Here is a 22,887-nt window from a genome sequence, read left to right as displayed (position 1 = left end):
GATCAAGATCGATTACGCACGGTGCGGATGTCCGCGGCGGATCGCCAGCAGGGCCATGTCGTCCGCAGTCTCGCCGCCCGTGTGGCACGCAACGTCCTCGGTCAGGGCCTCCAGGAGGGCGTCCGGGCTGCGGAACTGGCGGCCGCTCAGGCGCCGCTCGGCGTCGTAGAAGGTGCCGTCCGCGTCGCGCGCCTCCGTCACGCCGTCCGTGAAGAGCAGGAGCGTCGTCCCCGGCAGGAACTCCCACTCCTGGACGTGGTCCGGCCACGCGCCGACGTCCCCCAGGCCGAGGGGCAGCGCCGCCGGGCCGCGGTGCGCCTCGGTGACGCGGCCCGCGGAGTGGAGCAGCAGCGGGGGCGGGTGGCCGCGGTTGACCAGGCGGAGGGACGAGGCGCCGGGCGGCACTTCGGCCAGGACGGCGGTCGTGAAGCCCTCGCTCTGATCGAGGTTGGCGCGCCGTGCGCCCTCCCTCTGCAACGCGTGCTCCAGACGCGCCGCGAGCCCCTCGAGCGTGCGCTCCTGCTCGGCCGCCTCGCGGAACGCGCCGACGAGGACGGCCACGGCCTCCACCGCACCGAGGCCCTTGCCGCGGACATCGCCGACGATCACGCGGACGCCGTGCGGGGTGTCCTGCACCGCGTAGAGGTCGCCGCCGATCCGGGCGTCGGCCTGCGCGGCCACGTAGCGCGCGGCGACCCGCAGGCCGCCGATGCGGGCCGGGGGCGCGGGGAGGACGGCGCGCTGGGCCGCCTCCGCGATGCCGCGCGCGGACGCGAGGCGGCGGTCGCTGCGGCGGACGACGTAGTTGATGCCGAGGGCGAGGGCACAGACCGTCACGACGGTGAAGACCTCGGTGATCCGCTCGCCGACGCCGATGGTGGTGCGGACCACGGCCAGGCCGAGGGTGGCGGCGATCGCCACGGCCGCCGTGACGAGCGTGAGGCGGCGGGAGAGGAGGGCGGCCGCGACGAGCGGGGCCGCGGCGAAGAAGGGGGCGGAGGTGTAGTTGGGGGGCGTGAGGTAGTCGAAGACGAGGCCGCCCACGATGAGGATGGCGGGTGAGACTGCCGCCAGGCGGCTGGTTCCGCCGCGTGAGGCGGTTGCCGGGGGTGCCGGTGGCGTGCCTCGGGTCACCTGCCCCAGCCTTGTGCCGGGCACGGGGGTTGGCGAGCGGGGGTGCGCCGAGTGGGGGCCGGGTCCGCTGCGCGGGGCCGCTGTGAACGGGCCGAGGCCGGTTCGGCCGGGCTGCGCCGCGGTGGCTGCTCGCCGGTGCGGTGGGTGAGGGGCCGGTGCCGGCCCCTCACCCCGAACCTCAGGCCGTCGGCCGCCGGCGGCTCTGGCCGCTGCCACCGTTGTTGTTGCGGCGGGGGCGGCGGCGGGGCCGCGACGTGGTCGCGGGCGTCGACTTCTGCGCCGGCGTCGGCGCCGGGGGTGCGATCACCACCGGGACGCCGCTCGGCTCCCGTGCGCCCGTGATGCGGGCCAGCTCCGGGGCCTCGGCGTGGACCCGGGCCACGTTCGGCGTGATCTTCGCCGTCGACATCATCCGCGTCATCTCGCGCCGCTGCTCCGGCAGCACGAGCGTCACCACCGTCCCCGACTCGCCCGCGCGGGCGGTCCGGCCGCCGCGGTGGAGGTAGTCCTTGTGGTCGACCGGCGGATCGATGTTGACGACGAGGTCCAGGCCGTCGATGTGGATGCCGCGCGCCGCGACGTTCGTCGCGATCAGGGCCGTCACCTGCTCCGTACGGAACTGCTCCAGCACCCGGTTCCGCTGCGGCTGGCTCTTGCCGCCGTGCAGGGCCGCGGCCCGGACGCCCTGCGACAGCAGTCGCTTGACCAGGCGGTCCGCGCCGCGCTTGGTGTCCACGAACATGATCACGCGGCCCTCGCGCGCCGCGATCCGGGTAACCGTGTCCCGCTTGCCGTCCACGTCCGCGACGTGCAGCAGGTGGTGGTCCATCGTGACGACCGCGCCCACGGACGCGTCCACGGAGTGCGTCACCGGGTCCGTCAGGAAGCGGCGCACGAGGCGGTCGACGTTGCGGTCGAGGGTCGCGGAGAACAGCATCCGCTGCCCGTTCTGGTCGACCTGGTCCAGCAGCCGCGTGACCTGCGGCAGGAAGCCCATGTCGGCCATCTGGTCGGCCTCGTCCAGGACCGTGATGGTCACGTCGCCGAGCACGCAGTCGCCGCGCTGGATGAGGTCCGCGAGCCGGCCCGGCGTCGCGACCAGCACCTCTGCGCCGCGCGCGAGGGCCTGGGCCTGGCGCCCGATGGACAGACCGCCGACGACCGTGGTCATCCGCAGGTTGACGGCGGTCGCGTACGGGGCGAGCGAGTCGGTGACCTGCTGCGCGAGCTCGCGGGTGGGGACGAGGACGAGCGCCAGCGGCCGCCCGGGCCGGGCGCGCCGGCCGGAGACCGCGGTACGGGCGAGCAGCGCCAGGCCGAAGGCGAGGGTCTTGCCGGAGCCGGTGCGGCCACGGCCGAGGACGTCACGGCCGCTCAGCGAGTTGGGGAGAGTCGCCGCCTGGATGGGGAACGGCTCGGTGACGCCCTGTCGGCCGAGCGTCTTGAGCAGCGCTTCCGGCATGTCCAGCGCGGCGAAGGAGTCGACCGGCGGCAGTGCGGGCGTCGTGCTCACCGGGGTCTCGAACTCGCCCTGGGGCGGCGCGGCCGGTCGGCGGCGCGCCGGGCGGTCACTGCCGGAGCCACCGGAGCGGGAGGCGGGGCGGGCGGTGCGCGGCGGACGGGACGGACGGGCAGAGCGAGTCATTCGGGAACCTTCCCTGAAAGCCTGAAGGTGGAGGCGCCAAAAGGGCCCGCACCCAGTGGTGCGGGCCCTTCCGCGTCAAACGTGACGCAGCGGAACGTCAGATGGTGACGATGTTCTCCGCCTGCAGGCCCTTCTGGCCCTGCGCGACGTCGAAGGACACCTTCTGGCCCTCGAGCAGCTCACGGAAGCCGGAGGAGGCGATGTTCGAGTAGTGGGCGAAGACGTCGGGGCCGCCGCCGTCCTGCTCGATGAAGCCGAAGCCCTTTTCCGAGTTGAACCACTTCACGGTGCCAGTAGCCATGTCTATCTCCTTTGAGGGGTGGGCCCCAGACCGGAACAGACCGGCTAAAAACAAAAATGCGCCATCGGCTACAGAACCGAGGCGCACACGAGTTCATGGGTACCACAATTGCAACTAGAACGATCGTAACACAGCAGCGCGGGGCGGCGAAACCCCTGCCCCACGCTGCCGTCCCGGCTCCCCCTATAACTCGACGCCCTGCGCACGGGCGTGCCGGTCCGCGGCCACCTCGGCATCGGCCTCGTCGAGATACACCTCACAGACCAGCCGCCCGTCGGCGGTCATGTTGTGCTCCAGCTCCCACAGGCTGACCTCGCCCCCGCCCTCCAGCAGGAACGCGTGCTCGTAGAAGCGGCACCAGGGGGCGTCGCGCCCCGCGCCGCGCCGCCGCGGCTTGGTGATCAGCGCGATGTGATGGCCGAGCGCCCCCTGGAGCAGCTCGCGCACCACCTCGCCGGGGCCGTCCGCGTTCTCCGCGCGGCGCAACAGACGGCGGGCGTGGTCGGGCGAGGCCTCGGAGACGTACTCCTTGCGCGGCCGCGTCGGGCCCATCGCCAGCAGGAGCTCCTCCGCCAGCCAGGCCGGCAGCTCCTCGTCCTCGCTGCCCGGGCCGATGCCGCCGCCGATGCGCTCGTGCACCCGGCACTCGGCGCGGTCCAGCGCGTCCTCGCGCGCGTACAGCTCGTAGAGGAAGTGCTCCTGCGGGCCGGTGTCGTGCTCCAGCTCGTACAGCAGCAGGCTGCTGCCGTCCGCGAGCAGGAAGATGTGGCGGTAGGTGTTGCAACGCAGCGGGCGGCGCTCGTCGTTGCGCTGGCGGTAGGAGCGCAGTTCCGCCTGGTGCATCAGGGCGGTGCGCAGCCGCTCCAGCACCGGCTCGCCGATCTCGAAGCCGTTCTGGGCCCGCCGCAGCAGCTCCGCGACCTGCTGGGCGGGCGTCCGCTCGCCCGCCTCCGCACCGACGGGGCGCACGGCCTCGTCCCGGTGCTCCCCCTCGCCCCCGCCCGCTCGTGTCGTCGCCATGCCTCTCGACCTCCCGGCCTTCGTCCGGCCCGCCTCACCCCACCCCGCGCACTTACCGTAGCGGCGCGAACACGGTCAGGGGGCCGGGTTTTCCGCAACTGCCGCCGCGGCGGCGGCCGGACGGGCCCCGCCGGGCCGTTCAACTGCCCTGTGCCGTCTGCCGATCCGTGGCCCCCTCCCACGGCCGCTGGTACAACCGGCGCATGACGACGACCACGAACAGCGGTGACCCGGCCGGTGCCGAGGGCTTCGGCTTCGGCGGCCTGCACCATGTCCAGATCTCGATACCGCCGGGCGCGGAGGCGCTGTGCCGGGCGTTCTGGGGCGACATGCTGGGGATGACCGAGCTGCAGAAGCCCGAGGTGCTGGCGGCCCGGGGCGGCTGCTGGTTCCGGGGCGGCGGGGTGGAGGTGCACCTGGGCGTGGAACAGGACTTCCATCCGGCGCAGAAGGCCCACCCCGGCATCCTCGTCCACGCGCTGCACCGGCTGGCCGAGCGGCTGGAGGCGGGCGGGCACGAGGTGACGTGGGACGAGAACTTCCCCGGCTACGACCGCTTCCACACCTTCGACAAGCTGGGCAACAGGCTGGAGTTCATGGAGCGGCGCCCCGCCGCCTGAGCGGCCGGACGCCGGTACGGACAATCGGCGACAGGGGCTTCAGGCGTGCAGCCGTTCGACGGGCTTGTGCGTGTGAGCCTCGATGTCCATCGCAGCGCTGTGCAGCAGCTGATGGCAGAGAGCGGACAGCGCGCGGGCGGAGGCCAGCTCGTCGCCGATGGCGGGGACGTTCTCGTCGGTCGGGTTGCAGCGGGCTGTCCCCTCACCGACCAACGGCTCGGAGCCACGGCCCTCGAGCCGGGCCTCGGCGTTCACCATGCTGTCGTGCTCATGGATGCTGATCCGGATGTTCCAGGTCTTCGTGCCGGTCATGGGAGAGCCCTCCTTCACGCAGCACAGACACACTGTTCCACTCACCACGCTGCCACGCTCCGGCGCCAGCCGCACCCCCGGCGGCAGCAGCCCGTGAACACCACGAGGCCCAGGCCGGATGTACTCCGACCTGGGCCTCGGCGGTAGGCCGTGTGGGACTCGAACCCACAACCAATGGATTAAAAGTTCAAATTCGGACCTGCCGGTCAGTGATGCTGGGTGATCACCTCTAACGTTTTGGCTGGTCACATGGGGCGTGCGCCTCCTGGCCGTACCGGGCTCTGCTGCCCCTGATTAGGGCGTCCGTTCCCACTGCGTTCCCAGCTGGTGACCAGTGCGGACGCCTCACGAGCAGGGATGATGCAGCGCCGCCGAGGTAGTGACACACCGTCGGCGGCGCGCTTCCCATGTTCCTCGCTCCTCGGTCAGCAACGAGAACGGCAGGGCCCCGTCCGTCCACGGCAGGTGACGCACGGACGGACGGGGCGGAGTAGAAGAACCTCACCCTGCGACGGATGTGGACTTCATCGCGCGCAGTTCGGCCAGGCGACGCTGATACAGCGGGCCCGTGGCATACGCAGCGTTAGCCGGAGCCGGGGCAGCCTCTTCGATCACGTGTTGCGCTGCCGCCTTCACCGCCGCCGCCCACACGAGCACGTGCTGTTGTGCCGTCCGCCCGCATTGCTGCGGCTCTCCGGGGAGGCACAACGGCAGCGTCGGGCCGATCTTGTTTGCTGCGTGCCGCAGGTATCGAGCGATCTCGGCCCATTCTTCGTCGGATCGCTGCACCGATGGCCCGGTGTGGTCGTCGCCGTTCAGCCACGTGTGGAAGTCGTCGCCGTGGTCCACTGGTCCTCCTTGCTCAGCGGCTCATGCGGGTGCGCCGATCGTAGCGGCGGCCGGTGGGCCGTCGGCCTCCCTCGGGTCGCACTTCCCCACTGAGGGGACGCACGGGCCGCACGGGCCGCAGCTCGGCAGGAACTGCGGCGGTGTGCATGCTTCGGCCGGTTTCAGCCCGTGCGCCGCTGCGATCTCGGCGCGAGCCTCCACCGTCCGCGTGCTGTTCCAGACCCCCGCGAGCGGGGTGCTGCGCACGTTGCCGAGAGTGATGAAGCGTCCGAGCACGCACGGCCAAACGTCACCCTCGGGGCCGATGGCGACCTGTCCGAGCGCGCAGTGTCCGCACAGGTCGTTGACGCTGGGAGCGGCCCCTTTGCTGGCTCGTCCGAACGCCCGGGTCCTGTCTCCACCCACGTGCCCGACTCCGATGGACTGGAGATCGGTGACCGCTTCGTTGACGCGCTGATTTGCGGGAGTGGCGACAACGCCCCCACGAATCGGGATGCCAAGATCCACGGCCTTGCCGATGTTCGCTCGGGTCTTCTTGTGCGAGCCGCGGAGATTCGTCACCTTGTCGTGCTCCTCGGCGCTGTCGGAGTAGTACGACGTGGCCAGTTTGACCCCACACGCCTTGAACGTCTCCCACAGATGCTCGCGAATGACGGTCATGTTCGAGAACACCTCGATGCCGACCCCAGCCGCGTGCGCGTGGGAGATCAGTTCGGACAGGTGTGGGTAGAGGGTCGGCTCCCCGCCGATGAACTGGACGTCACGTCCACCCATGTCGGCGAACTGGTCGATGGCCCGCTTCCAGTCGGGCACGGTCATGGTGCCGTGCGTCCCCGTGGGTCCGGAATCGGCGTAGCAGTGATCACAGGACTCGTTGCAGCGTCCCGTGACCTCCAGCCACACGAACCGGAGTTCCCCGGGATTCGTGCAGGTGCGTAATGTGGTGGTGCCCATGGTGATCCTCCTCTAGGTCTGGGGATCGTGGGTGTTCGGACCGGCGGGGAAGTTGCCCGCTTCCCCGCCGGCACAGGGCGGTCTCGCCTACGCGGTGAGCAGCAGCCCTACCAGGTCGAGCGATTCGGCGGTGTCGGTCTCACCCTGGTCGTCGCCGTTGCCCTCGCTGCCCGTCTCGGGCTCGCTGATCTCGGTGTCGCTCTCAACCGTCGTCGGCTTGTCGTCCGTCTCGGTCTCGGTGGTCTCGGGCATCCCGTGCCCCTTTCTCTCGTGTCGGTCCCGGCCCGGGTGGGCTCGGGGTGCTCGACCCCGCTCCGTCACGACGGGGTCGAGTAGTCCGCCACCGGTTGGGCAGTCCGGCCGTGATGGTTACCGGTGTCCTCGGGAAGTCCCCGACCAGCGGCGGAAGTCTGGCCTGCTCTGATCACAGAAAAGGGATGAGTCCAGCCGCCTTACGACGGGGCTTTCGGTGTCTCGTGTGACCAGAGCGGGGGTTCGTGGGCTGTCCGCGCTGCGCGGGGACAGCAAGGGCCGCGGGTACGTCCACGGGCCAAGCGGCGAGCACGTACCGGCCTGTGTGATCGGTTGTGACGAGCGTGAAGGGGTCGCCAGCCCGCAGCGTGGTGTAGGCGTCCTGTCGGACTCCGTCGTGCTCGGCCCATTGCCGCAACACCGTGGGAACGTCGCCAAGTTCGCCCGTGATCCCGCATTGCACGCTGTGCAGGGCATGGCTGTATGAGGCGGTGGGGTCGGGGTCGAGGCCGTCAGCGATGCGGAGAGCTTGACCGCGTAACCACCGCAGCGCCCGTCTGAGGTGCGGTGTCGGGAAGGCGCCGAGCACGACGCGAGCGGGTTCGTCTCGGCCGTACACGGGCCCCTCCGCGATCACCTCGCACCAGTAGCCGCGGGTCGTTTCCGGTGCGGTATGCGCGCTCACAGCCACTCCCCGGGGCGCATCAGCCACGGCCGGCACAAGACCTGTTCGAAGCTGGTGTGTTCCGGGCGTTCCTTAAGGTGCACGAACGCCCAGCCCCGAGCGTCCTCGAACTCCTCGAACTCTCCGGACTCGGCTCCACACGGCCTACCGTCGTCGTCCTCGCCCAGACAACGGAACCGGTGCCGCGTGGACGGTGCGTCGGGCTCCAGGTCCGGGGTCAGCGTGTGGTTGCGGTACGCCTGCCGCGTGCGGGTCACTTCGGGGCTCCGATGTCGTGCGAAGTAGGTGGAAAGCTCGGCCGTGAGTGCCGCCACGGCTTCCGGGGGGATGGGTTCGGGCGGTTCCGGCGCGGGGCACAGGTGCGCGTACGACCGCACGAGCCACGGGAACCGTTTACGTAGGCGGGCCTCGACGCTCCCGAGGGTGCGCACCAGGCGCAGCCACACCACAGGGGTGGAGCGGATCACCGATCGGTCCCGTGCTTCTCGCCCTGGTGGCGGCGGAGCAAAACAACGCAATCGGACGCCTTGCTCAAGTCGCCGCCCGCACGGGCCTGTTGCTCCTCTTCTCGGAGCCGCGTGCAGCGAGGGCACCCCTTCGGTTGCCGTGTGGTCATCGACGTATCACCCGCCGTGCCGCGTTCTCCTCGGCAGTCAGAGCGCGCAGGTGCTCGTAGGTGCCCGCTGGCTCGACGGAATCAGGCTTCGCCTCCCACTCGCGCCCGCCACCAGGGGGGCGGAGCATCCAACGGCCGCCGACGCTGCCCCGGTATTCGCCCACCTTGTCCGATGCGGTGTCGAGGACGAGCGCGCCCACCTTGGGGGGCTGTTGGTCGCCGGGTTCGATCACGCGAACTCGCCCCCTGGGGCCCGGAAGACCTCGGGCAGCGCGTCCCAGTCATAAGGCGCGCCGGCATCTATCAGAGCGACGGTCAGGGCGAGATCATCCAGCGGGGAGACAACTCCGGCCGTGGTGTCGTAAAGCTCGCGGCGGCGCTCGTGGTCGCCCTCGCTGCGCTTGCTGGTCATCGTGCCCCCGAAGTTCGCGGTTCGGTCGGGACACGAGGAACGTAAGCTCGGGCTTGGCGTCAGGCCACGGGCGGGCCATGCGAGTTTGGCACGGAGCGCGACCAAACTCGCACGCTACGTGTGACTTACTCGACAACCTCCAGGTAGGCGGCCATGTCCCGCATGTCTTGACTGAGCGTCCTCTTGCGGGACTTGAGTACGTCGGCCATCACTCGCCGCGCCATGGGTTGATGCCTCACCCACTCGCCTCGCTCGGCCTTGATGCTCAGAAGCTCCTCTGTTGCATCCTGGTGCGAACCGAGTAGCGCGTGGGCCTTCGCAACGTCGAGACGGTGCCGCGCCCAGTTAGCCCCTTGCGGCTTACCGAGTTTCTTAAGGGCCCCGCTGGAAAGGACGCCATCATCCGAGCGGCGTAGCACGGCCCGTGCGTCGCTCGGGCTGTGGCCGCTTACTAGGCAGTCCTCAATAGACTTGATTGCTGCTGTAACAGGACCAAAACCGCCCCAAGTGACAGGAAAGGACTGGTCTTCCCGGTCCATGCCGGCGGCGGCCCGTGCCACCATCTTTCGCGCGGCCTTGGCGTCCTCGGTTCGGTTGTCGCGAATGGCTGCGGCAGCCGCGCGCATCCAGAGTTCACCCCAGAGTCCGACGCGCCCGTTGTCGGACTCGGTCATGCGAGGTTCCATGAGCTCCGCCGTCGTTGCTGCAAGGCGGTAGCACTCGGCGAACCGGTCTTGTCGGAGCAGGAGCCAGCACATACCCACAACGCCGGTTGCGGCGGTCTGCCGGTTGCCGGACTCGCGAGCGAGGCGAATCCCCTCGGCGAGGGCGTGGTACGCGATGTCGTACTGCCGTACCTGCGTGAGGTACTTGCCTGCCACCAACAGAGCCAGGCAGTGCGTCAAGACGGCGTGCTGCCGGTCGTCCCCGTCTGAGGCTTGCGCCGCAGAGTCTGCCTGTGACAGCAACTCGGGCAGGTTCTTGGCAACTGAGGTGAACTCATCAGCCCGATAGAGGGCGTGAGTGTCCATGATTGAGCGACGGAGTGCGGCCAACTCTCTTGTGCTAACGGGTCGTTCCCGGACTACGCCATCTACACCCACCGGGGGCATGAGCACCGTCCGAAGCGAGACAAGGCCCTGTCGAGTCGACTCGCCTCCGACCACCGGAGCCGGCGAACCAGCCTCAAACAGAACCGAGGTAGGGACGCCGAGCCCGCGGGCGATTGCGTGAAGCGTCTCCGTCCTTACTTCTCCGCCCTGTTCGGCTTTTTGAACCGTACGGGAAGAAAGCCCAGATGCCTCGGCCAAGTCTTCTTGGCTCATCCCGGCCGCGCGCCTGTACTTCTTGATGTTCTCTCGAACTTCGGTTTCCATGCCGCTACCTCCTCGCACCACGGTACGCCGAGCCGACGGGCGCGCGGCTCGCACAGGCACCTACCCATTCGAACGGGTTGTGCACCATCGGAAGGTTCCTCGGGAAGGCCCCGCCACGTCATCGCTCAGCAGGATGGGGCAGGGCCTCGGTTATGCAGCTTGCCCGAAGCGGCGCGGTGGATGGCGTCTACGCGGCCTGTTGGTCGGCGAGGCGGGCGGCGATGGCGGAGCGCAGGCCGTTGTTTTCGTCGGCGGTGCCGTCGGCTTCGCGGCGTAGTCCGGCGAGGGTTTCGCGGAGGCCGGGTTCGAGGGCTTCGAGGTCGAGGCGGGCGCGCAGCGCGGCGCCCTGGGGCTTGGGCAGGCGGTCGACGAGGGCGCGCTCGACTGTCTGCATGTGGCGGGCGGGGTCGGGCTCGGTGAACTGGGCGGCGGCCATGCCTCGGGGCTTGGTGCGCTGCGTGGCGAGGTAGGTGGGCAGTTCGGCGCGCAGCGCGTGCAGGGTGTCGAGGTCGGCATCGGCGGTCACGTCGGGCACGGTGCGCCCGGCGTCGAGCAGCGCGCGGGCGCGGTCCCATGCGCGGGCCTGCCGGGTCTCGGCGAGTAGCTGCTCGGCCGGCCCCGCCGCTGGGGCTGCGGTGGCCTTGTCGGCGACAGACCGTACGAGGGCCGTGGCGGCGTTGGTCTCGCGCTCGATGCGGTCGAGGTCGGCGGCGGCTTGCTTACGAGCGGCGCGCTCCATGTCGGCGCGGCGGTGTGCGTTGGCCTCGTCGGTCAGGTCGGGGTCTCGGGAAGTGCGGGCCTTGCTGAGTGCGTCGTCTAGGCGCTGGCGCAGTTCGACAAGTTCGGTTTTGCGGGTCTGCTTGAGTCGGTGAGTGGCGGCGTTGGCGTCGATGTAGTCGGGGCCGGTGAGGGCAGGCATGGAGTCAACTCCCCTTTAAATACGGATTGTTCAGTAAAGACGGATGTGAAGTGGGCGGTTGTTGGCGTCGAGGCGCGGGATCTGCGCATGGGCGAGGCCGTGCAGCTCGGCGTAGCGGCGCATGGCTTCGACCTCGGCGAGGTGGCCAGCGGGCGGTCCCTCGGGCGCGGCCTGTTCGCCGAAGGTCTCGCCGGATGTATGGGCCTGGTCGCGGATGAAGTCGAGCCATCGCGCGTTGTCGGTGTAGAGGGTGCCGTCGACCCACCACGGGGCGGTGTGCACCATGCCTCGCTCACTCATCGTGGGGTGGGTGCTCAGCGGTCCGGATCGGGCGTCGGGCGCGGTGACCTTGCGCCACGGGATGCGGCGGTCGTCAGGGGTGCTGTCGTCCCACTGGGAGCGGTGAACGGTGGTGATCAAGGCCGGGGGCTCCTTGTCAGGGGTTGGGCGTGGGCGGCGGTGCGGGGCGTCGTTATGCGGCGCTGCGGCTGGTGAGGCGGTCGTACAAGGCGCGGTCGGTGGTGTAGACGCGTACGCGGTCGGTGTAGCCGAGGGTGTCCAGCTCGGCCGGGGTCGTCGGCAGAGTGAAGGTGTCGGCCGGCGGGCGGGCGGCCTGTTCGACCTGCTCGGCCCATCGGCGGTAGGCGGGCGACATGTAGTGCTCGCTCGGTTCGGTGCGGGGGTGCGGGGCGGACTCGGCCTGGTGGCGGTTGTCCTCGGTGATGTGCGGGCGTGTGGTCACTTCGTGTCTCCGTTCTGCGCGGCGGCGAGGGCGTGCAGTTGCGGGTGGGTGTCGCGTCCCCGGTCGGCCTGCTCGGCGAGCGGCGCGCGGGTGAAGGGCGGTTGGTAGTCACCGGTCGGTATTCCGCTGAACTCGCGGTCGAGGTCGTCGAGCATGACGGCGAGGCGCAGCGCCGTGCCCGTGGTGTTGATGGTGGTTCCGTCGGCAAGGCGGAGCGCGCGCGTGCCCCACCGGGCCATGACTCCGGGCTCGGGGCGGTCGCCGTAGGTGCTGTCGGGCACGTCGGCGGCGGCGAGCAGCCTCGCGGCCTCGGCAATGCCGACGTTGTACGCCTCGGATGCGGTGAGGAACGCGCGCACTGCGTCACGCGCCGTGGCATACGCGGCTGCAAGGGTGCTGGGGTCGAGCGGTCCGCCGGGTGTGGCCATGGCGGCGGCCTGGTCGAGGTGGTCGGCGCGCTGCCGCTCGGCGGCCTCGGCGGCGGCACGGTGGGCCTTGCGGCGGGTGGCTTCGGCGCGGAGCTTGGCGAACCTGCCGAGTTCGCGCGCGTCGGCGAGCTGCTGCGCGGTGACGCGCGCGTCACCGTCGCGTACGCGTTCCTCCAGCGCGACGAGCAACTGCTCGGCCTCGGCGGCTTCCTGCTCGGCCTGCTCGACCGCGGGCGCAGCGGTGGGCCGGTCGGTGGTCGTGGTGGTCATGGTGCGGGTTCTCCTTGTCGGTGGTGGCGGTAGCGGTCGAGAGCGTCGGCGTCGATGGCCCACACCCGGGCGCCGACGCGCTGCGCGGGGAGTCGGCCGGCGGCGATCAGGGCGCGGACGTGGCGGGGCGTGCAGCCCATGAGGGCGGCGGCCTCGGCTACAGCCACCGTGCCCGACGAGCTGGGCTCGGTTCCGGTAGCGGCAGAGTCAGACGACACGGTGACGGAGTCGAGCGCGTCGGAGCGCTGTGTGGCCGTGTGCAGGGCGTAGAGCAGTCGGCGGACGCCGGGTGCCAACTCGCCCCCGTCGGCGCGCACACGCACCGTTAGATCACGTACGAGGGCCCGCAGCACGTCGCCTGCGACCACAGCCGGAACGATGACCGAACCGTCGGCACGCAGCAGCCAGCAGGTGCCTTCCGGGCCGCGATTCCAGCGCATTTGATATCCGCTGGGAGCCTCATCGTCGCTGGTCAAAGAGGGGTTGGGAACGTGCTGGGAACGGAGTCGGCTACCCATCGGCGCCCCCGTGGTCGGGGGCGTCAAGGGCGAGGCGGGCGAACTGGACGGCTGCGCCCCAGATCATCGCGTCGCCCGGATCGGTGGCGCGGGCGAGCAGACGCAGCAGCCCGGACGGCTCGGGCGGCTCAACGCCTTCTCCGCGGGCACGCAGGATGGCGAGTGCCTCGGCGGGCACATCGATGCATGCCCGGCCGGGCACAGTGACGGTGGTTCCGTCGTCCAGGGTGATGGTGCGGTTGGTCGTGCTGCGCTGTTCCTGAGCGCGCAGCCGGTCGGCAAGGCCGTGGCGTGGGCGGCGGGGCATGGTCACCACTCCTGTCCGGTGCGGGTGGATTCGAGGGCGGCGAGGCGCTGTTCGAGGTCGAGCGATTCGCGGAGCGGCAGCAGAGCGTCGAGCAGGGACCGGGCGGCCTGTACGCGGACGTGTCCCTTCTCATCGGGGTTGGCCATGGCGGCGCGGAGCGTGGCGACGGCCTCGACTGCGCCCGCGGCGAGCTGCCCAACGGCCGCGTTCAGCAGCTCGGTTCGGGTGTTGCGCACGTCGAGGGCGAATTCAGGGTCGGCGCACCACCGCTCAACAGTGCGGGTGGTGACGCCGGCGGACTTGGCGGCGGCGCTGGTGGGCTCGCCCTGGGCGAGGGCAAGAACGGCTGCGGGGCGGCCTTTCACGGGTGGTTTCCTTCCTACGCGCATGCGCGCGAGACAGGGAACGTCGCGGAGCGACATCGGGCGGGGTTTGGGTGCGGCCCGGCTGTGCACGGGCATCGCGTGAGCGGGCAACGGTGAGCGTGTCCCGGGGGCTGTGCCGAGGGGCGACCGTGGCCCGTATGACCGTGTCCCCTATAGGGACACTGGGACACGGTCATACGGTCGGGCCGACCGTGGCCGGGGATACGGTCGGCCACGGTGGGACACGGTCGTACGGTTCAGTCGTTGGAGTCGGTGAACGGACGCTTCAGCTCGTGCAGCTGGGCGTTGCGGGCGCCGGGCGTCTGACTCACGTATCCCTCGTCGACCAGAAGCGCGAGCGCGCGACGTACGGCGTCTTGCTTGCCCGACACGCGGTCGAGGACGCCGCGCACGCTGAGCGGCTCCCTGGCGACGCTGAGGGCGTCTGAGACTCGTTTCATGAGCGCGGTGGGGCGGAATGACCCCTCGTGCTGCACGGGCGCAGGCATGCTCACCATTGCCGAGCCGTCGAGTTGGGACTCGACGACGAAGTCGGCGAACCAGTGCAGTGCGCCGTTGCTGCCTGGTAGCGCGTTCTTGCGGACCAATCCGGGGCGGTCCTTGGCGACGCGCATGCGGGACTTGCCGGTCTGGCCGGGTGCAAGGGGCGTGATGTTCTCCAACACGAATGCGCAGCCGTTGAGGCCGGACAGCTTGTGTTGCGAGCCGGTCGCCCATCGGCCGCGGTTCTCGCGGTCTTTGTTGACGTGGTCGAGCAGCAGCACGGCCGGCCCCTGCTCGGCGAGCCACCGCGGCAGGATGCGCCAGAATCCGGCGACGTCGGTGTCATCCTTGGGCTTGAGCCCGAACATGCCCATGGCTTCAGTGACGCCGTCCACAACCGCAAAGGTCGTCGGTTCGGTCAGGTACGGGGCCAGGGCGGCGCGGCCTGCGTCCCCGAACGGGCCGTCGGGGCGGAAGTAGTGGAACCGTTCGGCGATGTCGGTCGCGGGCGCGCCGAGGGCGAGCAGACGCGAGACGATGCCGCCCTCTTCGTCCTCGAAGTCGAGGTACACCACGGCGTTGCCGAGGGCGAGTTCGGCGGTCGCGACGGTGAGCGCGAGCCATGTCTTCATGGCTTCGGGCTCGGCGAAGATGCTGTGCAAGCGGCCGGGGTAGAAGAGGCCGGCGCCGTCGTCGCGGCGTCCGATGGTGGGCTGCGGCGGGGTGCGGGTGCCGTCGAGCACAGGACCGAGGTCGACCCGCTGCCACGTGGTGGGTACGGGCACAGCGGCCTCGCTCGGGGAGTCGGGGACGGCAGCGAGGATGCGCTCACGCGCGGTCGGGGCAGTCATACAGCGGCCCCTCTCGGGTGGTGCATTCCGGCGCGCAGGCCCGAGGTGATGGTCTTCTCCGTTTCGGTCGAGCCGAGGCCGATCGCTGCTGCCGCGGCGAGCAGCTCGTCGACGATCTCGGCGGGGGCAAGGTCACCTCGGCCGGCGAGTGTGCCGAGGTTGAAGGCGGCGCGGTGCAGGGTGTCGTTCCGCATCCCAGGGGTTGCCGTTCGGACTGCGTCGATCTCGGCGCGCAGCGCCGCAGCGCCGTAGCCGTGCCCGTTGCGGCGTCCGAGAAGCGGCAGGGCTGCCGGCGTCGGCTGCTCGGTGTGCGGTGTCGCGAGTGCGGCGAGCCAGCCGGGCAGTCCCGCAGGCTCGACGTCTAGGCCGGTCGTCCACTTGTACGGAGAGCCGGCCACGATCGAGGGGGGCGCGACGACGTACCCGCCTGCCGCACGTACGTCGATCTTCCAGCCCACGCGCCCCGCGCTGTTGCGGATCTCGCGGTTGGCGGGCGCGCGGTAGTAGAGGTGCATGCCGCCCGAGGCAGTACGGACGCTCGGCGTAGTGCCGAACGGCCAACGAGCCGTGTGCCGGTCATGCAGTTCTGCCAGGACGTCAGCGCCGTCGGTGATTCCGGGCAAGGCCCACTCGTCGGGCGGGGTGTCGCCCTTGGCCGTATCAAGGTCGACCACGACGAGACGGGACGGGCCGCAGGCGATGCCGACGCCATAGGGGCCGTGCGACCAGGCCCGGGCGATGGGTGCCTCGTCGGTGGTGGCCCGCTGCTGCCAATTCTTGATCGCGGGCCTCTTGTCGTTGGGGCGGAGGGGGAAGACGTGCATGCCGCGCGCGGCGAGCCCGAGCACGTGCTCGACGCACCGCTCGTGCGTGTTCTCGGTGTCGGTCACTGGGCGGCCCCGGTAGGGCGGGCGTGCTTCGCAATGCTGCGCAGGATGGCGGCGCCGTGGCCAAGCGCCTGGGCGGAATCCTCGCCTTTCTCTTCGGCGGCATGCATGAGGGCGCGCAGGTACTCGCCACAGTGCCGCATGACCATTCGCAGGTACTGCTCAGCGAGCAGTTCGCGAGGGGTGCCAGGCATGCCGGTCTCGCCGAGTACCTGGGCCGCCGCGGCGGCGAGGGCATCCCCGATCTCGTCCGCGCGCCGCGAGGCCCGCACGGCGGGCAGGCGTCGATCGGGCGAAGTTCGCGCGGACTGCCGCAGCGCGGCCAGCATGAGGGAGTAGTACGCGGCGTCCGCGATGGCGAGAGGTGCCGCGGCCGAGCCGGGTGGGGCAGAGACGTACTCGGTACGCTCGAACATGGAGCTTCCTTACTGGCGGCGCGGTGTGGGCATTACCTCGCGCCGCCGTGCTGTTCAAAGCTGGGCAGTGCTGGGGGTTCCGAGGGCCTCGGCCGGGGCTGCAACCCCGGGCCGAGGCCCGATCTCGTCTCCCGGGCGGACGCCGAGCAGGTCGAGCAGTTCGGCGGTCGGAACGCGGTAGGCGTTGCCGAGGCGAAGGAGTCGGACGGGAAACTCACCGCGCTGAGCGAGTTCGTACGCCTTCGATCGGCCAAGAGACAGAGCACGCCCCGCGGTGACCAGATCGACCGCCGCGGGGAGCGCGAGAAGCTCGGCACGTGTGAGCGCGCTCACTGGGCCGCCTCCTGGGCACCGGCCTGAGCGGACAGCTTGGCGTCGAACCTGAGCAGCTCTGACTCGTGGTAGAGCACGCGTCGGCCGACTTTGACGCCCTTGGGCCCGTAGGCGATATGCCGCCAGTAGCGCACGGTGCTCGCTGCGGTCCGGTACCGCTCCGCCACTTCCCGTGTGGTGAAGTACCGACCACCAGTCAGCCCCTCTGAGGATTTTCCAATCATGCTTCGAGAGACTTCCATGCTGATCGCGATGGCGTCAACCTCAATGGGCATGTACGCTCCATTCCCGTGACGCCTAAACGCCAGCCAACGGAACAGCCCGAGCCGACGGAGCAGGACACTTCTGAAGTGACGCGCGAGATGCACGAGCTCGTGAACCGATGGAAGACCGAGCGCGACACGCCATACGGTGAGGGCCCGACTCCTGAGGAGCATCTCGGCCGGCGGGTCCGCGAGCTGCGGGAGCAGTGGGGGCACTCGCAAGATGAGCTCGCCCGCCTCATGCAACGGGCTGGCTTTAAGTGGCAGCAGACGACCGTCGCCAAGACTGAAGCCGGACGACGGCCGGTGCGAGTAAACGAGGCGTACGCCCTCGCCGACTACTTCGGAGTGACGGTCAACGATCTTCTGCCCTACGCATCGGGGGGCCCGGAAGACCTTCAGTCCGCGCAGGCAGCGCGGTTGTCCCTGGCTCTGCTCGCGGCGACCAAGCTCCGCATGGAGGACGCCATCACACGCGAGCGAGTGGCAAAGGCTGAACAAGAGCAGGTCTTGCTTCAGCTCGTCGAAGCGAATGACCTGCTTAGCGAAAGCGGCATAGAGCTTCGAGGCGTCATGGCGAAGTTGTTCCCCGAGCCATCGGGAGACGACACGGCCAAGAATGACTGAATATCGAACAAAAGGGGGGATTAACCATCAAAGGCCACGTGTTCAAGCGGTGCCAGTGCCCCGCGCAGTACGACGCCAAGGGCAGACGCAAGAACTGCAAGAAGGCACACGGATCGTGGTACTACGCCGCCGATGTCGGGCTGAACAAGGAAGGTAAGCGACAGCAGCTGAAGAAGGGCGGATTCGCCACGGCAGACGATGCCGAGCGCGAATTGAATGCCCTGCTCGCCCGTGTCGGCGAAGGCACGTACGCCCACGACGATGGGCAGACCGTCGAGCAGTGGCTGCGCAAGTGGCTGGGGCTGAAAGAGCGCGCAGGCCGGCGCCCTTCGACGCTCCGGGCCTACCGGCATCACATAGACGACTACCTCGTGCCGCACCTCGGGCGTATACGCCTACGCGACCTGCGTCCGCCGCACGTCGACAAGCTGCTCGCCGAGGTAGCCGACGGAAAGCGCAAGGCGGCGACCGTGCGCCGCATACACGCAACACTGCGCAGCGCACTCTCGACCGCCCAGAAACAGCACCTCGTCAGCTCCAACGCGGCCAAGGGTGTCGAACTGCCCGTATCGGCTCGCCCGAAGGTGACCCCGTGGGAGCCCGCCGAGCTCGGCGTCTTCCTGGACCACATCGGCACACACCGCCTCGGCGCCATGTACGAGGTCATCGCCGGCACCGGGATGCGCCGTGGCGAAGCGTGCGGCCTGCGCTGGGACGACATCGACCTCGCGCAGCGGGTCATCGTCGTACGGCAGCAGATCGTGCAGGAGAGCGGGCGCAAGAAGCGCAAGATGCCACCCGCTCCCTGCCCGTACTGTGATCAAGGCCACCTCGGCGTCTCCTTCTCCAAGCCCAAGACGAAGAGCGGCGAGGATCGCGTGATCGACCTCGACGAGACCACGGTCGGGGCGCTGCTGTCGCACAAGCTGCGGCAGGACCAGGAACGCCGCGACTGGAAGAAGGCGTACAGCGACCACGGTCTCGTCTTCGCCCGCGAGGACGGCGCCCCGCTGCGGCCCGACGACGTGACGAAGCTGTTCGTCGCTCTGGTGGACGAGGTGCGGTTCGAGGACGACGCACACCTGCCGGACGAGCAGCGCCGCCGACTGCGCCGCGTACGGCTGCACGACCTGCGCCACGGGCAGGCATCGCTCATGCTCGCGGCCGGCGTCGAAATGGCGATCGTGTCGAAACGGCTCGGCCACTCGGGCATCGCGATCACGTCCGACACATACTCGCACCTGCTCGGCGGGGTAGGCCGAGACGCGGCAGAGAGAGCCGCATCACTTGTCCCACGGCGCCACAAGGGGCCAGCCAAGCCCCTGCCCACCCAGGACGAGACCCACGACCCAAGTTCCCAATCCGTTCCCAGCGAGGCCCCTCCAGCGGCGCCTACGGCCCCCACCGGGCTGACCTCAGAGAACGAAGAACCCCCGTTGACCTGGGTCAACGGGGGTCCCAACCCCGAAGGGTCTGATAGGCCGTGTGGGACTCGAACCCACAACCAATGGATTAAAAGTCCACTGCTCTGCCAATTGAGCTAACGGCCCGCACCCGCAGCATAGCCCGGCCGACCGCCGGAGCCCGAGTCGTTATGGCCCATGCAGTTGCACGGACGGCCGAAAACACGAGGGCCCGTACGGCATCGGCGTGCCGTACGGGCCCTCAGATCAGTTGCGGGGATCAGCCGTTGCGCTTCCAGCGCGGCTTGTCGGCGCGGCGGTCGAAGCCGGCGCCGCGGTGGTCGTCACGACGGCCGTGGGGACGGTCGCCGCCACCGGAGCGGAAGCCACCGGACGGACGGTCGTCGCGACGGTCGCGGTTGAACGGGCGGTCGCTGCCGCCGGAGCGGAAGCCACCGGACGGACGGTCGTCACGGCGGAAGCCGCCGGAGGGACGGTCGTCGCGACGGAAGCCACCGCGGTCGTCACGGCGCTCGTCGCGACGGAAGCCACCGGACGGGCGGTCGTCACGGCGGAAGCCACCGGACGGGCGGTCGTCGCGACGGAAGCCGCCACGGTCGTCACGGCGGTCATCGCGACGGTCGTCACGGCGCTCCTCGCGACGGAAGCCGCCGGAGGGACGGTCGTCACGGCGGAAGCCACCGCGGTCGTCACGGCGCTCGTCGCGACGGAAGCCGCCCGAGCGGTCGTCACGGCGGTCGTCGCGACGGAAGCCGCCACGCTCCTCGCGGCGGTCGTCACGGCGCTCGTCACGACGGTCGTCGCGGCGGAAACCGCCCGACCGGCGCTCGAAGTTGCCCCGGTCGTCGCGGCGCTCGAAGGACGACGCCTGGCGCGGCTCGGGGACGGCAGCGGCGGCCTCCTCCTTGGCGGCCTCGGCAGCGGCCTCCTCGGCCGCGGCGGCGACGGCGGCCTCCGGGTCCTCGCCGCGCTCGCGGGCGGCGCGGGCCAGCAGGCGGTCGGCCTCCTCGCGGAGCTCCGTGGCGCGGCGCTGGGCGCGCTCCAGCTCGCGGTTGAGGCCGGCGAGCTCACGCTCGGCCTGCTTGGCGGCGTTGGCGGCCGAGTCGGCCTGGACCTCGGTGAGGGAACGCGCGCCGGTGATCTTGGCGACGTCCTCGTCGAAGGCGCCGGCACCGCCGACGATGTGGCGCGAGGCGTCGACGCCCGCGTCCTCCATCAGGCGGAAGATCTGGCGGCGCTGGTGCGGCAGGGCCAGCGAGACGACCGTGCCGGACTGGCCGGCGCGGGCCGTGCGGCCGGAGCGGTGCAGGTAGTCCTTGTGGTCGCCGGCGGGGTCGACGTTGAGGACCAGGTCGATGCCGTCGACGTGGATGCCGCGGGCGGCGACGTCGGTGGCGACCAGGACGTTGACGCGGCCGCCCTTGAAGTCCTCCAGGACGCGGGTGCGCGCGCCCTGGGTCATGCCGCCGTGCAGCGCGTCCGCGCGCACACCGGCGTCGAGCAGCTGCTCGGCGACGCGGTCGGCGCCCATCTGGGTGCGGACGAAGATGATGGTGCGGCCCTTGCGGGCGGCGATGGCGGCGGTGACCGGCGCCTTGTCCTTCGGCTTCACGACGAGGACGTGGTGGGTCATGGTCGTGACGGCACCGGCCGACGGGTCGACCTCGTGCGTGATCGGGTCGACCAGGTAGCGCTTGACCAGGGTGTCGATCTCGTTCTCCAGCGTCGCGGAGAACAGCAGGCGCTGGCCGCCGGTCGGCACCTGGTCGAGGATCTCGGTGACCTCGGGCAGGAAGCCCATGTCGGCCATCTGGTCGGCCTCGTCGAGGACGGCGACCTGGACCTTGTCGAGCGAGGCGGCGCCGCGGTCGATGATGTCGCGCAGGCGGCCCGGGGTGGCGACAAGGATGTCGACGCCGCGCTCCAGGGCGTAGATCTGGTTGCCCATGGACGTACCGCCGCAGACGACCTTCATCTTCAGGCCGAGCACGTCGCCGTACGGCTGGAGGGCGTCGGCGACCTGCATCGCCAGCTCACGGGTCGGGGTGAGGATCAGGCCGCGCGGGCGCTTCTTCTCGGTGTGGCCGCCGGCCAGGGTGGACAGCAGCGGCAGGCCGAAGGAGAGGGTCTTGCCGGAGCCGGTGCGGCCACGGCCGAGGATGTCCTTGCCGGCCAGGGCGTCCGGGATGGTCGCGGCCTGGATCGGGAAGGGGGTCGTCACGCCGTTCTGCGCGAGCTTGCGGACGACCGCGTCGTCCAGGCCGAGATCGGCGAAGGTGACGGTCGGCTCGGCGGCCTCGGGGGCCTCGGTGACGTCGGTCGCCTCGGCGGCGGCCTCGAGCTCGTCGAGGACGGTCTCGTCCGTGGCGGGCATGACGGTCTGGTCAGTGGAAATGGACATGCGAAATGCGAAACCTTCCGGAGTTTCGGCACGCGCCCAAGCTCCGTGTCGGCTTTCGCAAACGACCGCCTCTATGCGGTCAGCCACGGCAAGGTAAGGAACGCGCCACACGGCGCGCTTCTGTCAGGCGCCGGGCAAATGGGATCAAACGATCTACCACCATACGCACCTCCGGCCGTCCGGCGCAAGCCGCCTGCTCATGGCCTGCGCCACAGTCCGGCCCGCACCGGCCCACCGGACACGCCCTACGACGCCGGCCCGGCCTGCGGGCCCGGCTGCGGGGACGGCGGGGCCGACGACTGCGGCGGCGGGGACACGGGCGAGGACGGCGGGCCGGCCGGCGGTGTGGGCGGCCGGTCCGGGGGCGGGGTCGGGCGGCCGGGAGCCGTCTGGCCTCCGGGCGACTTCGACGGCGCGGGCTTGCCCGGGCGCGCGGCGGGCGGCGACACGCCGGGGGTGGCGGACACCTCGGCCGACGGCGAGGCGGACCGGCCGCCCTTGGCCGAGGGGCTGCCGCTCGCGCTCCTGAGCGCCTTGGCGTCCGTACGGCCCGGCCGGTCGCCCGGCAGCCGCACCGCGCCGTCCACCTGCGGACCCGACTCGCGCTGCCTGCCCGTGCCCGAGGGCGCGGGGCGGCCCGGGTCGCTCACACTCATGCAGCCGCCGAGCGCCATGGCCGTGACGGCCACGGCCGCGATGCGGGTGAGTGCCGAGTGCGCTGAAGGTACGCGCATGGGGACCGCCTTCGGGTCGCAGGGGGACAGGCGACCTGCCCAACTGGCCCCGCCCCGCACAGGACACGCGCAGCCCGCCGCGGCGCGACCCGAACAAGCCGCCGCCCGGCGCCCCTCACCCGGGCCCCGTCACCCGTAGCCCAGCGCGTGCAGCCGCTCGTCGTCGATCCCGAAGTGGTGGGCGATCTCGTGAACGACCGTCACCTCCGCCTCGTGGACGACCTCTTCCCGCGTGGCGCACATCCGCAGGGTCGGGCCCCGGTAGATCGTGATGCGGTCCGGCAGCACGCCCGCGTACCACTCGCCGCGCTCGGTCAGCGGCGTCCCCTCGTAGAGCCCGAGGAGCTCGGGGTCCGCGGCGGGGGGCTCGTCCTCGACGAACACCGCGACGTTGTCCATGAGCCGCGTCAGCTCCTGCGGGATCCGGTCCAGGGCCTCGGCGACCAGTTCCTCGAAGTCCTCGCGCGTCATCTCCAGCACGCCCGCCATTGTCCGGCACGACGGCCTCCGGCGCCCGGACCCGGCGGCCCGCAGGCCGTCCCGGGAGGCCGAAGGCAAACCGTTTTGGCGTTAGGTCCCTGCATCCCATATGCTTCTCACGTCCCCGAGGCGCTGCGAAGCGACAAGGTGGGCCAACAGCCCTCATCGTCTAGTGGCCCAGGACGCCGCCCTTTCAAGGCGGTAGCACGGGTTCGAATCCCGTTGGGGGCACGCAAGATCCT

Annotated in this window: 29 protein-coding genes, 2 tRNA genes and 1 pseudogene; 4 read left to right on the top strand and 28 right to left on the bottom strand. The window is 70.6% G+C overall.

From position 1 onward, the window contains the following. Positions 1–12 precede the first annotated feature (12 nt). The 4 genes from ACLHRZ_RS16235 to ACLHRZ_RS16220 form a co-directional block, all read right to left on the bottom strand. The gene (locus tag ACLHRZ_RS16235; protein ID WP_490419125.1) at positions 13–1,044 is read right to left on the bottom strand and encodes a PP2C family protein-serine/threonine phosphatase; all 1,032 of its coding nucleotides are present in this window, start codon (positions 1,042–1,044) and stop codon (positions 13–15) included. Positions 1,045–1,312: 268 nt separating this feature from the next. Continuing rightward, positions 1,313–2,779 carry a DEAD/DEAH box helicase gene (locus ACLHRZ_RS16230; RefSeq protein ID WP_490419124.1) on the bottom strand — a complete coding sequence of 489 codons (1,467 nt, stop codon included), beginning with the start codon at positions 2,777–2,779 and terminating at the stop codon, positions 1,313–1,315. A 97-nt stretch (positions 2,780–2,876) separates the two neighbouring features. Then, the gene (locus ACLHRZ_RS16225; protein WP_336410109.1) at positions 2,877–3,080 is read right to left on the bottom strand and encodes a cold-shock protein; all 204 of its coding nucleotides are present in this window, start codon (positions 3,078–3,080) and stop codon (positions 2,877–2,879) included. Positions 3,081–3,263: 183 nt separating this feature from the next. Continuing rightward, positions 3,264–4,100, bottom strand: a complete 837-nt coding sequence (locus tag ACLHRZ_RS16220; protein ID WP_490419123.1) for a DUF6227 family protein — start codon at positions 4,098–4,100, stop codon at positions 3,264–3,266. 203 nt (positions 4,101–4,303) lie between these two features. On the opposite strand from ACLHRZ_RS16220, the gene ACLHRZ_RS16215 reads away from it, so the two are divergent. Continuing rightward, the gene (locus ACLHRZ_RS16215; protein WP_490419122.1) at positions 4,304–4,720 is read left to right on the top strand and encodes a VOC family protein; all 417 of its coding nucleotides are present in this window, start codon (positions 4,304–4,306) and stop codon (positions 4,718–4,720) included. A 39-nt stretch (positions 4,721–4,759) separates the two neighbouring features. On the opposite strand, the gene ACLHRZ_RS16210 is transcribed toward ACLHRZ_RS16215, so the two are convergent. From ACLHRZ_RS16210 to ACLHRZ_RS16115, 20 genes are all read right to left on the bottom strand, one after another. Further along, complete coding sequence (locus ACLHRZ_RS16210) at positions 4,760–5,032, bottom strand: DUF1876 domain-containing protein (protein ID WP_490419121.1); 273 nt, start codon at positions 5,030–5,032, stop codon at positions 4,760–4,762. Positions 5,033–5,533: 501 nt separating this feature from the next. After that, entirely contained in the window at positions 5,534–5,881 is a 348-nt protein-coding gene (locus ACLHRZ_RS16205) for a hypothetical protein (RefSeq protein WP_490419120.1), read from the bottom strand. Between the two features lie 21 nt (positions 5,882–5,902). After that, the gene (locus tag ACLHRZ_RS16200; protein ID WP_490419119.1) at positions 5,903–6,835 is read right to left on the bottom strand and encodes a radical SAM/SPASM domain-containing protein; all 933 of its coding nucleotides are present in this window, start codon (positions 6,833–6,835) and stop codon (positions 5,903–5,905) included. 87 nt (positions 6,836–6,922) lie between these two features. Next, entirely contained in the window at positions 6,923–7,087 is a 165-nt protein-coding gene (locus tag ACLHRZ_RS16195; RefSeq protein WP_490419118.1) for a hypothetical protein, read from the bottom strand. Between the two features lie 681 nt (positions 7,088–7,768). Beyond that, a complete protein-coding gene (locus tag ACLHRZ_RS16190) occupies positions 7,769–8,239 on the bottom strand; it encodes a DUF7848 domain-containing protein (RefSeq protein WP_490419117.1) in 471 nt (156 codons plus the stop codon). A 145-nt stretch (positions 8,240–8,384) separates the two neighbouring features. Further along, complete coding sequence (locus tag ACLHRZ_RS16185) at positions 8,385–8,621, bottom strand: hypothetical protein (protein ID WP_490419116.1); 237 nt, start codon at positions 8,619–8,621, stop codon at positions 8,385–8,387. Continuing rightward, a complete protein-coding gene (locus ACLHRZ_RS16180) occupies positions 8,618–8,800 on the bottom strand; it encodes a hypothetical protein (protein ID WP_490419115.1) in 183 nt (60 codons plus the stop codon). Before ACLHRZ_RS16180 ends, ACLHRZ_RS16185 begins: the two co-directional genes overlap by 4 nt. A 125-nt stretch (positions 8,801–8,925) precedes the next feature. Then, positions 8,926–10,176 carry a helix-turn-helix transcriptional regulator gene (locus tag ACLHRZ_RS16175; RefSeq protein WP_490419114.1) on the bottom strand — a complete coding sequence of 417 codons (1,251 nt, stop codon included), beginning with the start codon at positions 10,174–10,176 and terminating at the stop codon, positions 8,926–8,928. Positions 10,177–10,363: 187 nt separating this feature from the next. Continuing rightward, a complete protein-coding gene (locus ACLHRZ_RS16170; RefSeq protein ID WP_490419113.1) occupies positions 10,364–11,095 on the bottom strand; it encodes a hypothetical protein in 732 nt (243 codons plus the stop codon). Positions 11,096–11,125: 30 nt separating this feature from the next. Further along, positions 11,126–11,515 (bottom strand): hypothetical protein, encoded by a 390-nt coding sequence (locus tag ACLHRZ_RS16165; protein ID WP_490419112.1) that lies wholly within the window; start codon positions 11,513–11,515, stop codon positions 11,126–11,128. A 52-nt stretch (positions 11,516–11,567) separates the two neighbouring features. Continuing rightward, complete coding sequence (locus tag ACLHRZ_RS16160) at positions 11,568–11,837, bottom strand: hypothetical protein (protein WP_490419111.1); 270 nt, start codon at positions 11,835–11,837, stop codon at positions 11,568–11,570. Beyond that, positions 11,834–12,535, bottom strand: coding sequence for a hypothetical protein (locus tag ACLHRZ_RS16155; RefSeq protein WP_490419110.1), 702 nt, complete (start codon positions 12,533–12,535; stop codon positions 11,834–11,836). The genes ACLHRZ_RS16160 and ACLHRZ_RS16155 overlap by 4 nt, the downstream gene beginning before the upstream one ends. Further along, positions 12,532–12,975, bottom strand: coding sequence for a helix-turn-helix domain-containing protein (locus tag ACLHRZ_RS16150; RefSeq protein ID WP_490419109.1), 444 nt, complete (start codon positions 12,973–12,975; stop codon positions 12,532–12,534). The genes ACLHRZ_RS16155 and ACLHRZ_RS16150 overlap by 4 nt, the downstream gene beginning before the upstream one ends. Positions 12,976–13,045: 70 nt before the next feature. Continuing rightward, positions 13,046–13,360 carry a hypothetical protein gene (locus ACLHRZ_RS16145; RefSeq protein WP_490419108.1) on the bottom strand — a complete coding sequence of 105 codons (315 nt, stop codon included), beginning with the start codon at positions 13,358–13,360 and terminating at the stop codon, positions 13,046–13,048. 2 nt (positions 13,361–13,362) lie between these two features. Then, positions 13,363–13,725, bottom strand: a complete 363-nt coding sequence (locus tag ACLHRZ_RS16140; protein WP_490419107.1) for a hypothetical protein — start codon at positions 13,723–13,725, stop codon at positions 13,363–13,365. Positions 13,726–13,982: 257 nt separating this feature from the next. Further along, a complete protein-coding gene (locus ACLHRZ_RS16135; protein ID WP_490419106.1) occupies positions 13,983–15,080 on the bottom strand; it encodes an AAA family ATPase in 1,098 nt (365 codons plus the stop codon). Next, on the bottom strand, positions 15,077–15,970 hold the full coding sequence (locus ACLHRZ_RS16130) for a bifunctional DNA primase/polymerase (RefSeq protein WP_490419105.1): 894 nt from the start codon (positions 15,968–15,970) through the stop codon (positions 15,077–15,079). The genes ACLHRZ_RS16135 and ACLHRZ_RS16130 overlap by 4 nt, the downstream gene beginning before the upstream one ends. Continuing rightward, entirely contained in the window at positions 15,967–16,383 is a 417-nt protein-coding gene (locus tag ACLHRZ_RS16125) for a hypothetical protein (RefSeq protein ID WP_490419104.1), read from the bottom strand. Before ACLHRZ_RS16125 ends, ACLHRZ_RS16130 begins: the two co-directional genes overlap by 4 nt. A gap of 54 nt (positions 16,384–16,437) precedes the next feature. Continuing rightward, the gene (locus ACLHRZ_RS16120; protein ID WP_490419103.1) at positions 16,438–16,716 is read right to left on the bottom strand and encodes an integrase; all 279 of its coding nucleotides are present in this window, start codon (positions 16,714–16,716) and stop codon (positions 16,438–16,440) included. Further along, positions 16,713–16,940: a helix-turn-helix transcriptional regulator gene (locus ACLHRZ_RS16115; protein WP_490419164.1), complete on the bottom strand. Its 228-nt coding sequence runs from the start codon at positions 16,938–16,940 to the stop codon at positions 16,713–16,715. Before ACLHRZ_RS16115 ends, ACLHRZ_RS16120 begins: the two co-directional genes overlap by 4 nt. Positions 16,941–17,006: 66 nt before the next feature. On the opposite strand from ACLHRZ_RS16115, the gene ACLHRZ_RS16110 reads away from it, so the two are divergent. Next, positions 17,007–17,606: a helix-turn-helix transcriptional regulator gene (locus tag ACLHRZ_RS16110; protein ID WP_490419102.1), complete on the top strand. Its 600-nt coding sequence runs from the start codon at positions 17,007–17,009 to the stop codon at positions 17,604–17,606. Positions 17,607–17,644: 38 nt separating this feature from the next. Beyond that, positions 17,645–18,790, top strand: a pseudogene (locus ACLHRZ_RS16105) (site-specific integrase); the annotation flags it as partial. Between the two features lie 293 nt (positions 18,791–19,083). On the opposite strand, the gene ACLHRZ_RS16100 reads toward ACLHRZ_RS16105, so the two are convergent. The 4 genes from ACLHRZ_RS16100 to ACLHRZ_RS16085 all read right to left on the bottom strand — a co-directional run bounded on the left by ACLHRZ_RS16100 (position 19,084) and on the right by ACLHRZ_RS16085 (position 22,645). Further along, positions 19,084–19,156, bottom strand: a tRNA-Lys gene (locus ACLHRZ_RS16100). Between the two features lie 133 nt (positions 19,157–19,289). Next, positions 19,290–21,431, bottom strand: coding sequence for a DEAD/DEAH box helicase (locus tag ACLHRZ_RS16095; protein WP_490419101.1), 2,142 nt, complete (start codon positions 21,429–21,431; stop codon positions 19,290–19,292). A gap of 245 nt (positions 21,432–21,676) precedes the next feature. After that, the gene (locus ACLHRZ_RS16090; protein WP_490419100.1) at positions 21,677–22,165 is read right to left on the bottom strand and encodes a hypothetical protein; all 489 of its coding nucleotides are present in this window, start codon (positions 22,163–22,165) and stop codon (positions 21,677–21,679) included. 129 nt (positions 22,166–22,294) lie between these two features. Then, the gene (locus ACLHRZ_RS16085) at positions 22,295–22,645 is read right to left on the bottom strand and encodes a metallopeptidase family protein (RefSeq protein WP_336410129.1); all 351 of its coding nucleotides are present in this window, start codon (positions 22,643–22,645) and stop codon (positions 22,295–22,297) included. Positions 22,646–22,803: 158 nt separating this feature from the next. Here ACLHRZ_RS16085 and ACLHRZ_RS16080 point away from each other — a divergent pair. Then, positions 22,804–22,876, top strand: a tRNA-Glu gene (locus ACLHRZ_RS16080). The last annotated feature ends 11 nt before the right edge of the window (positions 22,877–22,887 follow it).

This window comes from Streptomyces sp. AM25 (assembly GCF_058146165.1).
This window is presented reverse-complemented; position numbering and strand designations above follow the sequence as displayed.

Excerpts from the sequence above, each read along its gene's own strand:
- ACLHRZ_RS16155 (WP_490419110.1), bottom strand. The coding sequence starts at position 12,535 with ATGACCACCACGACCACCGACCGGCCCACCGCTGCGCCCGCGGTCGAG.
- ACLHRZ_RS16180 (WP_490419115.1), bottom strand. The coding sequence starts at position 8,800 with ATGACCAGCAAGCGCAGCGAGGGCGACCACGAGCGCCGCCGCGAGCTT.
- ACLHRZ_RS16200 (WP_490419119.1), bottom strand. The coding sequence starts at position 6,835 with ATGGGCACCACCACATTACGCACCTGCACGAATCCCGGGGAACTCCGG.
- ACLHRZ_RS16095 (WP_490419101.1), bottom strand. The coding sequence starts at position 21,431 with ATGTCCATTTCCACTGACCAGACCGTCATGCCCGCCACGGACGAGACC.
- ACLHRZ_RS16210 (WP_490419121.1), bottom strand. The coding sequence starts at position 5,032 with ATGACCGGCACGAAGACCTGGAACATCCGGATCAGCATCCATGAGCAC.
- ACLHRZ_RS16170 (WP_490419113.1), bottom strand. The coding sequence starts at position 11,095 with ATGCCTGCCCTCACCGGCCCCGACTACATCGACGCCAACGCCGCCACT.
- ACLHRZ_RS16145 (WP_490419108.1), bottom strand. The coding sequence starts at position 13,360 with ATGCCCCGCCGCCCACGCCACGGCCTTGCCGACCGGCTGCGCGCTCAG.
- ACLHRZ_RS16150 (WP_490419109.1), bottom strand. The coding sequence starts at position 12,975 with ATGCGCTGGAATCGCGGCCCGGAAGGCACCTGCTGGCTGCTGCGTGCC.
- ACLHRZ_RS16135 (WP_490419106.1), bottom strand. The coding sequence starts at position 15,080 with ATGACTGCCCCGACCGCGCGTGAGCGCATCCTCGCTGCCGTCCCCGAC.
- ACLHRZ_RS16215 (WP_490419122.1), top strand. The coding sequence starts at position 4,304 with ATGACGACGACCACGAACAGCGGTGACCCGGCCGGTGCCGAGGGCTTC.
- ACLHRZ_RS16115 (WP_490419164.1), bottom strand. The coding sequence starts at position 16,940 with ATGATTGGAAAATCCTCAGAGGGGCTGACTGGTGGTCGGTACTTCACC.
- ACLHRZ_RS16225 (WP_336410109.1), bottom strand. The coding sequence starts at position 3,080 with ATGGCTACTGGCACCGTGAAGTGGTTCAACTCGGAAAAGGGCTTCGGC.
- ACLHRZ_RS16090 (WP_490419100.1), bottom strand. The coding sequence starts at position 22,165 with ATGCGCGTACCTTCAGCGCACTCGGCACTCACCCGCATCGCGGCCGTG.
- ACLHRZ_RS16125 (WP_490419104.1), bottom strand. The coding sequence starts at position 16,383 with ATGTTCGAGCGTACCGAGTACGTCTCTGCCCCACCCGGCTCGGCCGCG.
- ACLHRZ_RS16175 (WP_490419114.1), bottom strand. The coding sequence starts at position 10,176 with ATGGAAACCGAAGTTCGAGAGAACATCAAGAAGTACAGGCGCGCGGCC.
- ACLHRZ_RS16220 (WP_490419123.1), bottom strand. The coding sequence starts at position 4,100 with ATGGCGACGACACGAGCGGGCGGGGGCGAGGGGGAGCACCGGGACGAG.
- ACLHRZ_RS16230 (WP_490419124.1), bottom strand. The coding sequence starts at position 2,779 with ATGACTCGCTCTGCCCGTCCGTCCCGTCCGCCGCGCACCGCCCGCCCC.
- ACLHRZ_RS16195 (WP_490419118.1), bottom strand. The coding sequence starts at position 7,087 with ATGCCCGAGACCACCGAGACCGAGACGGACGACAAGCCGACGACGGTT.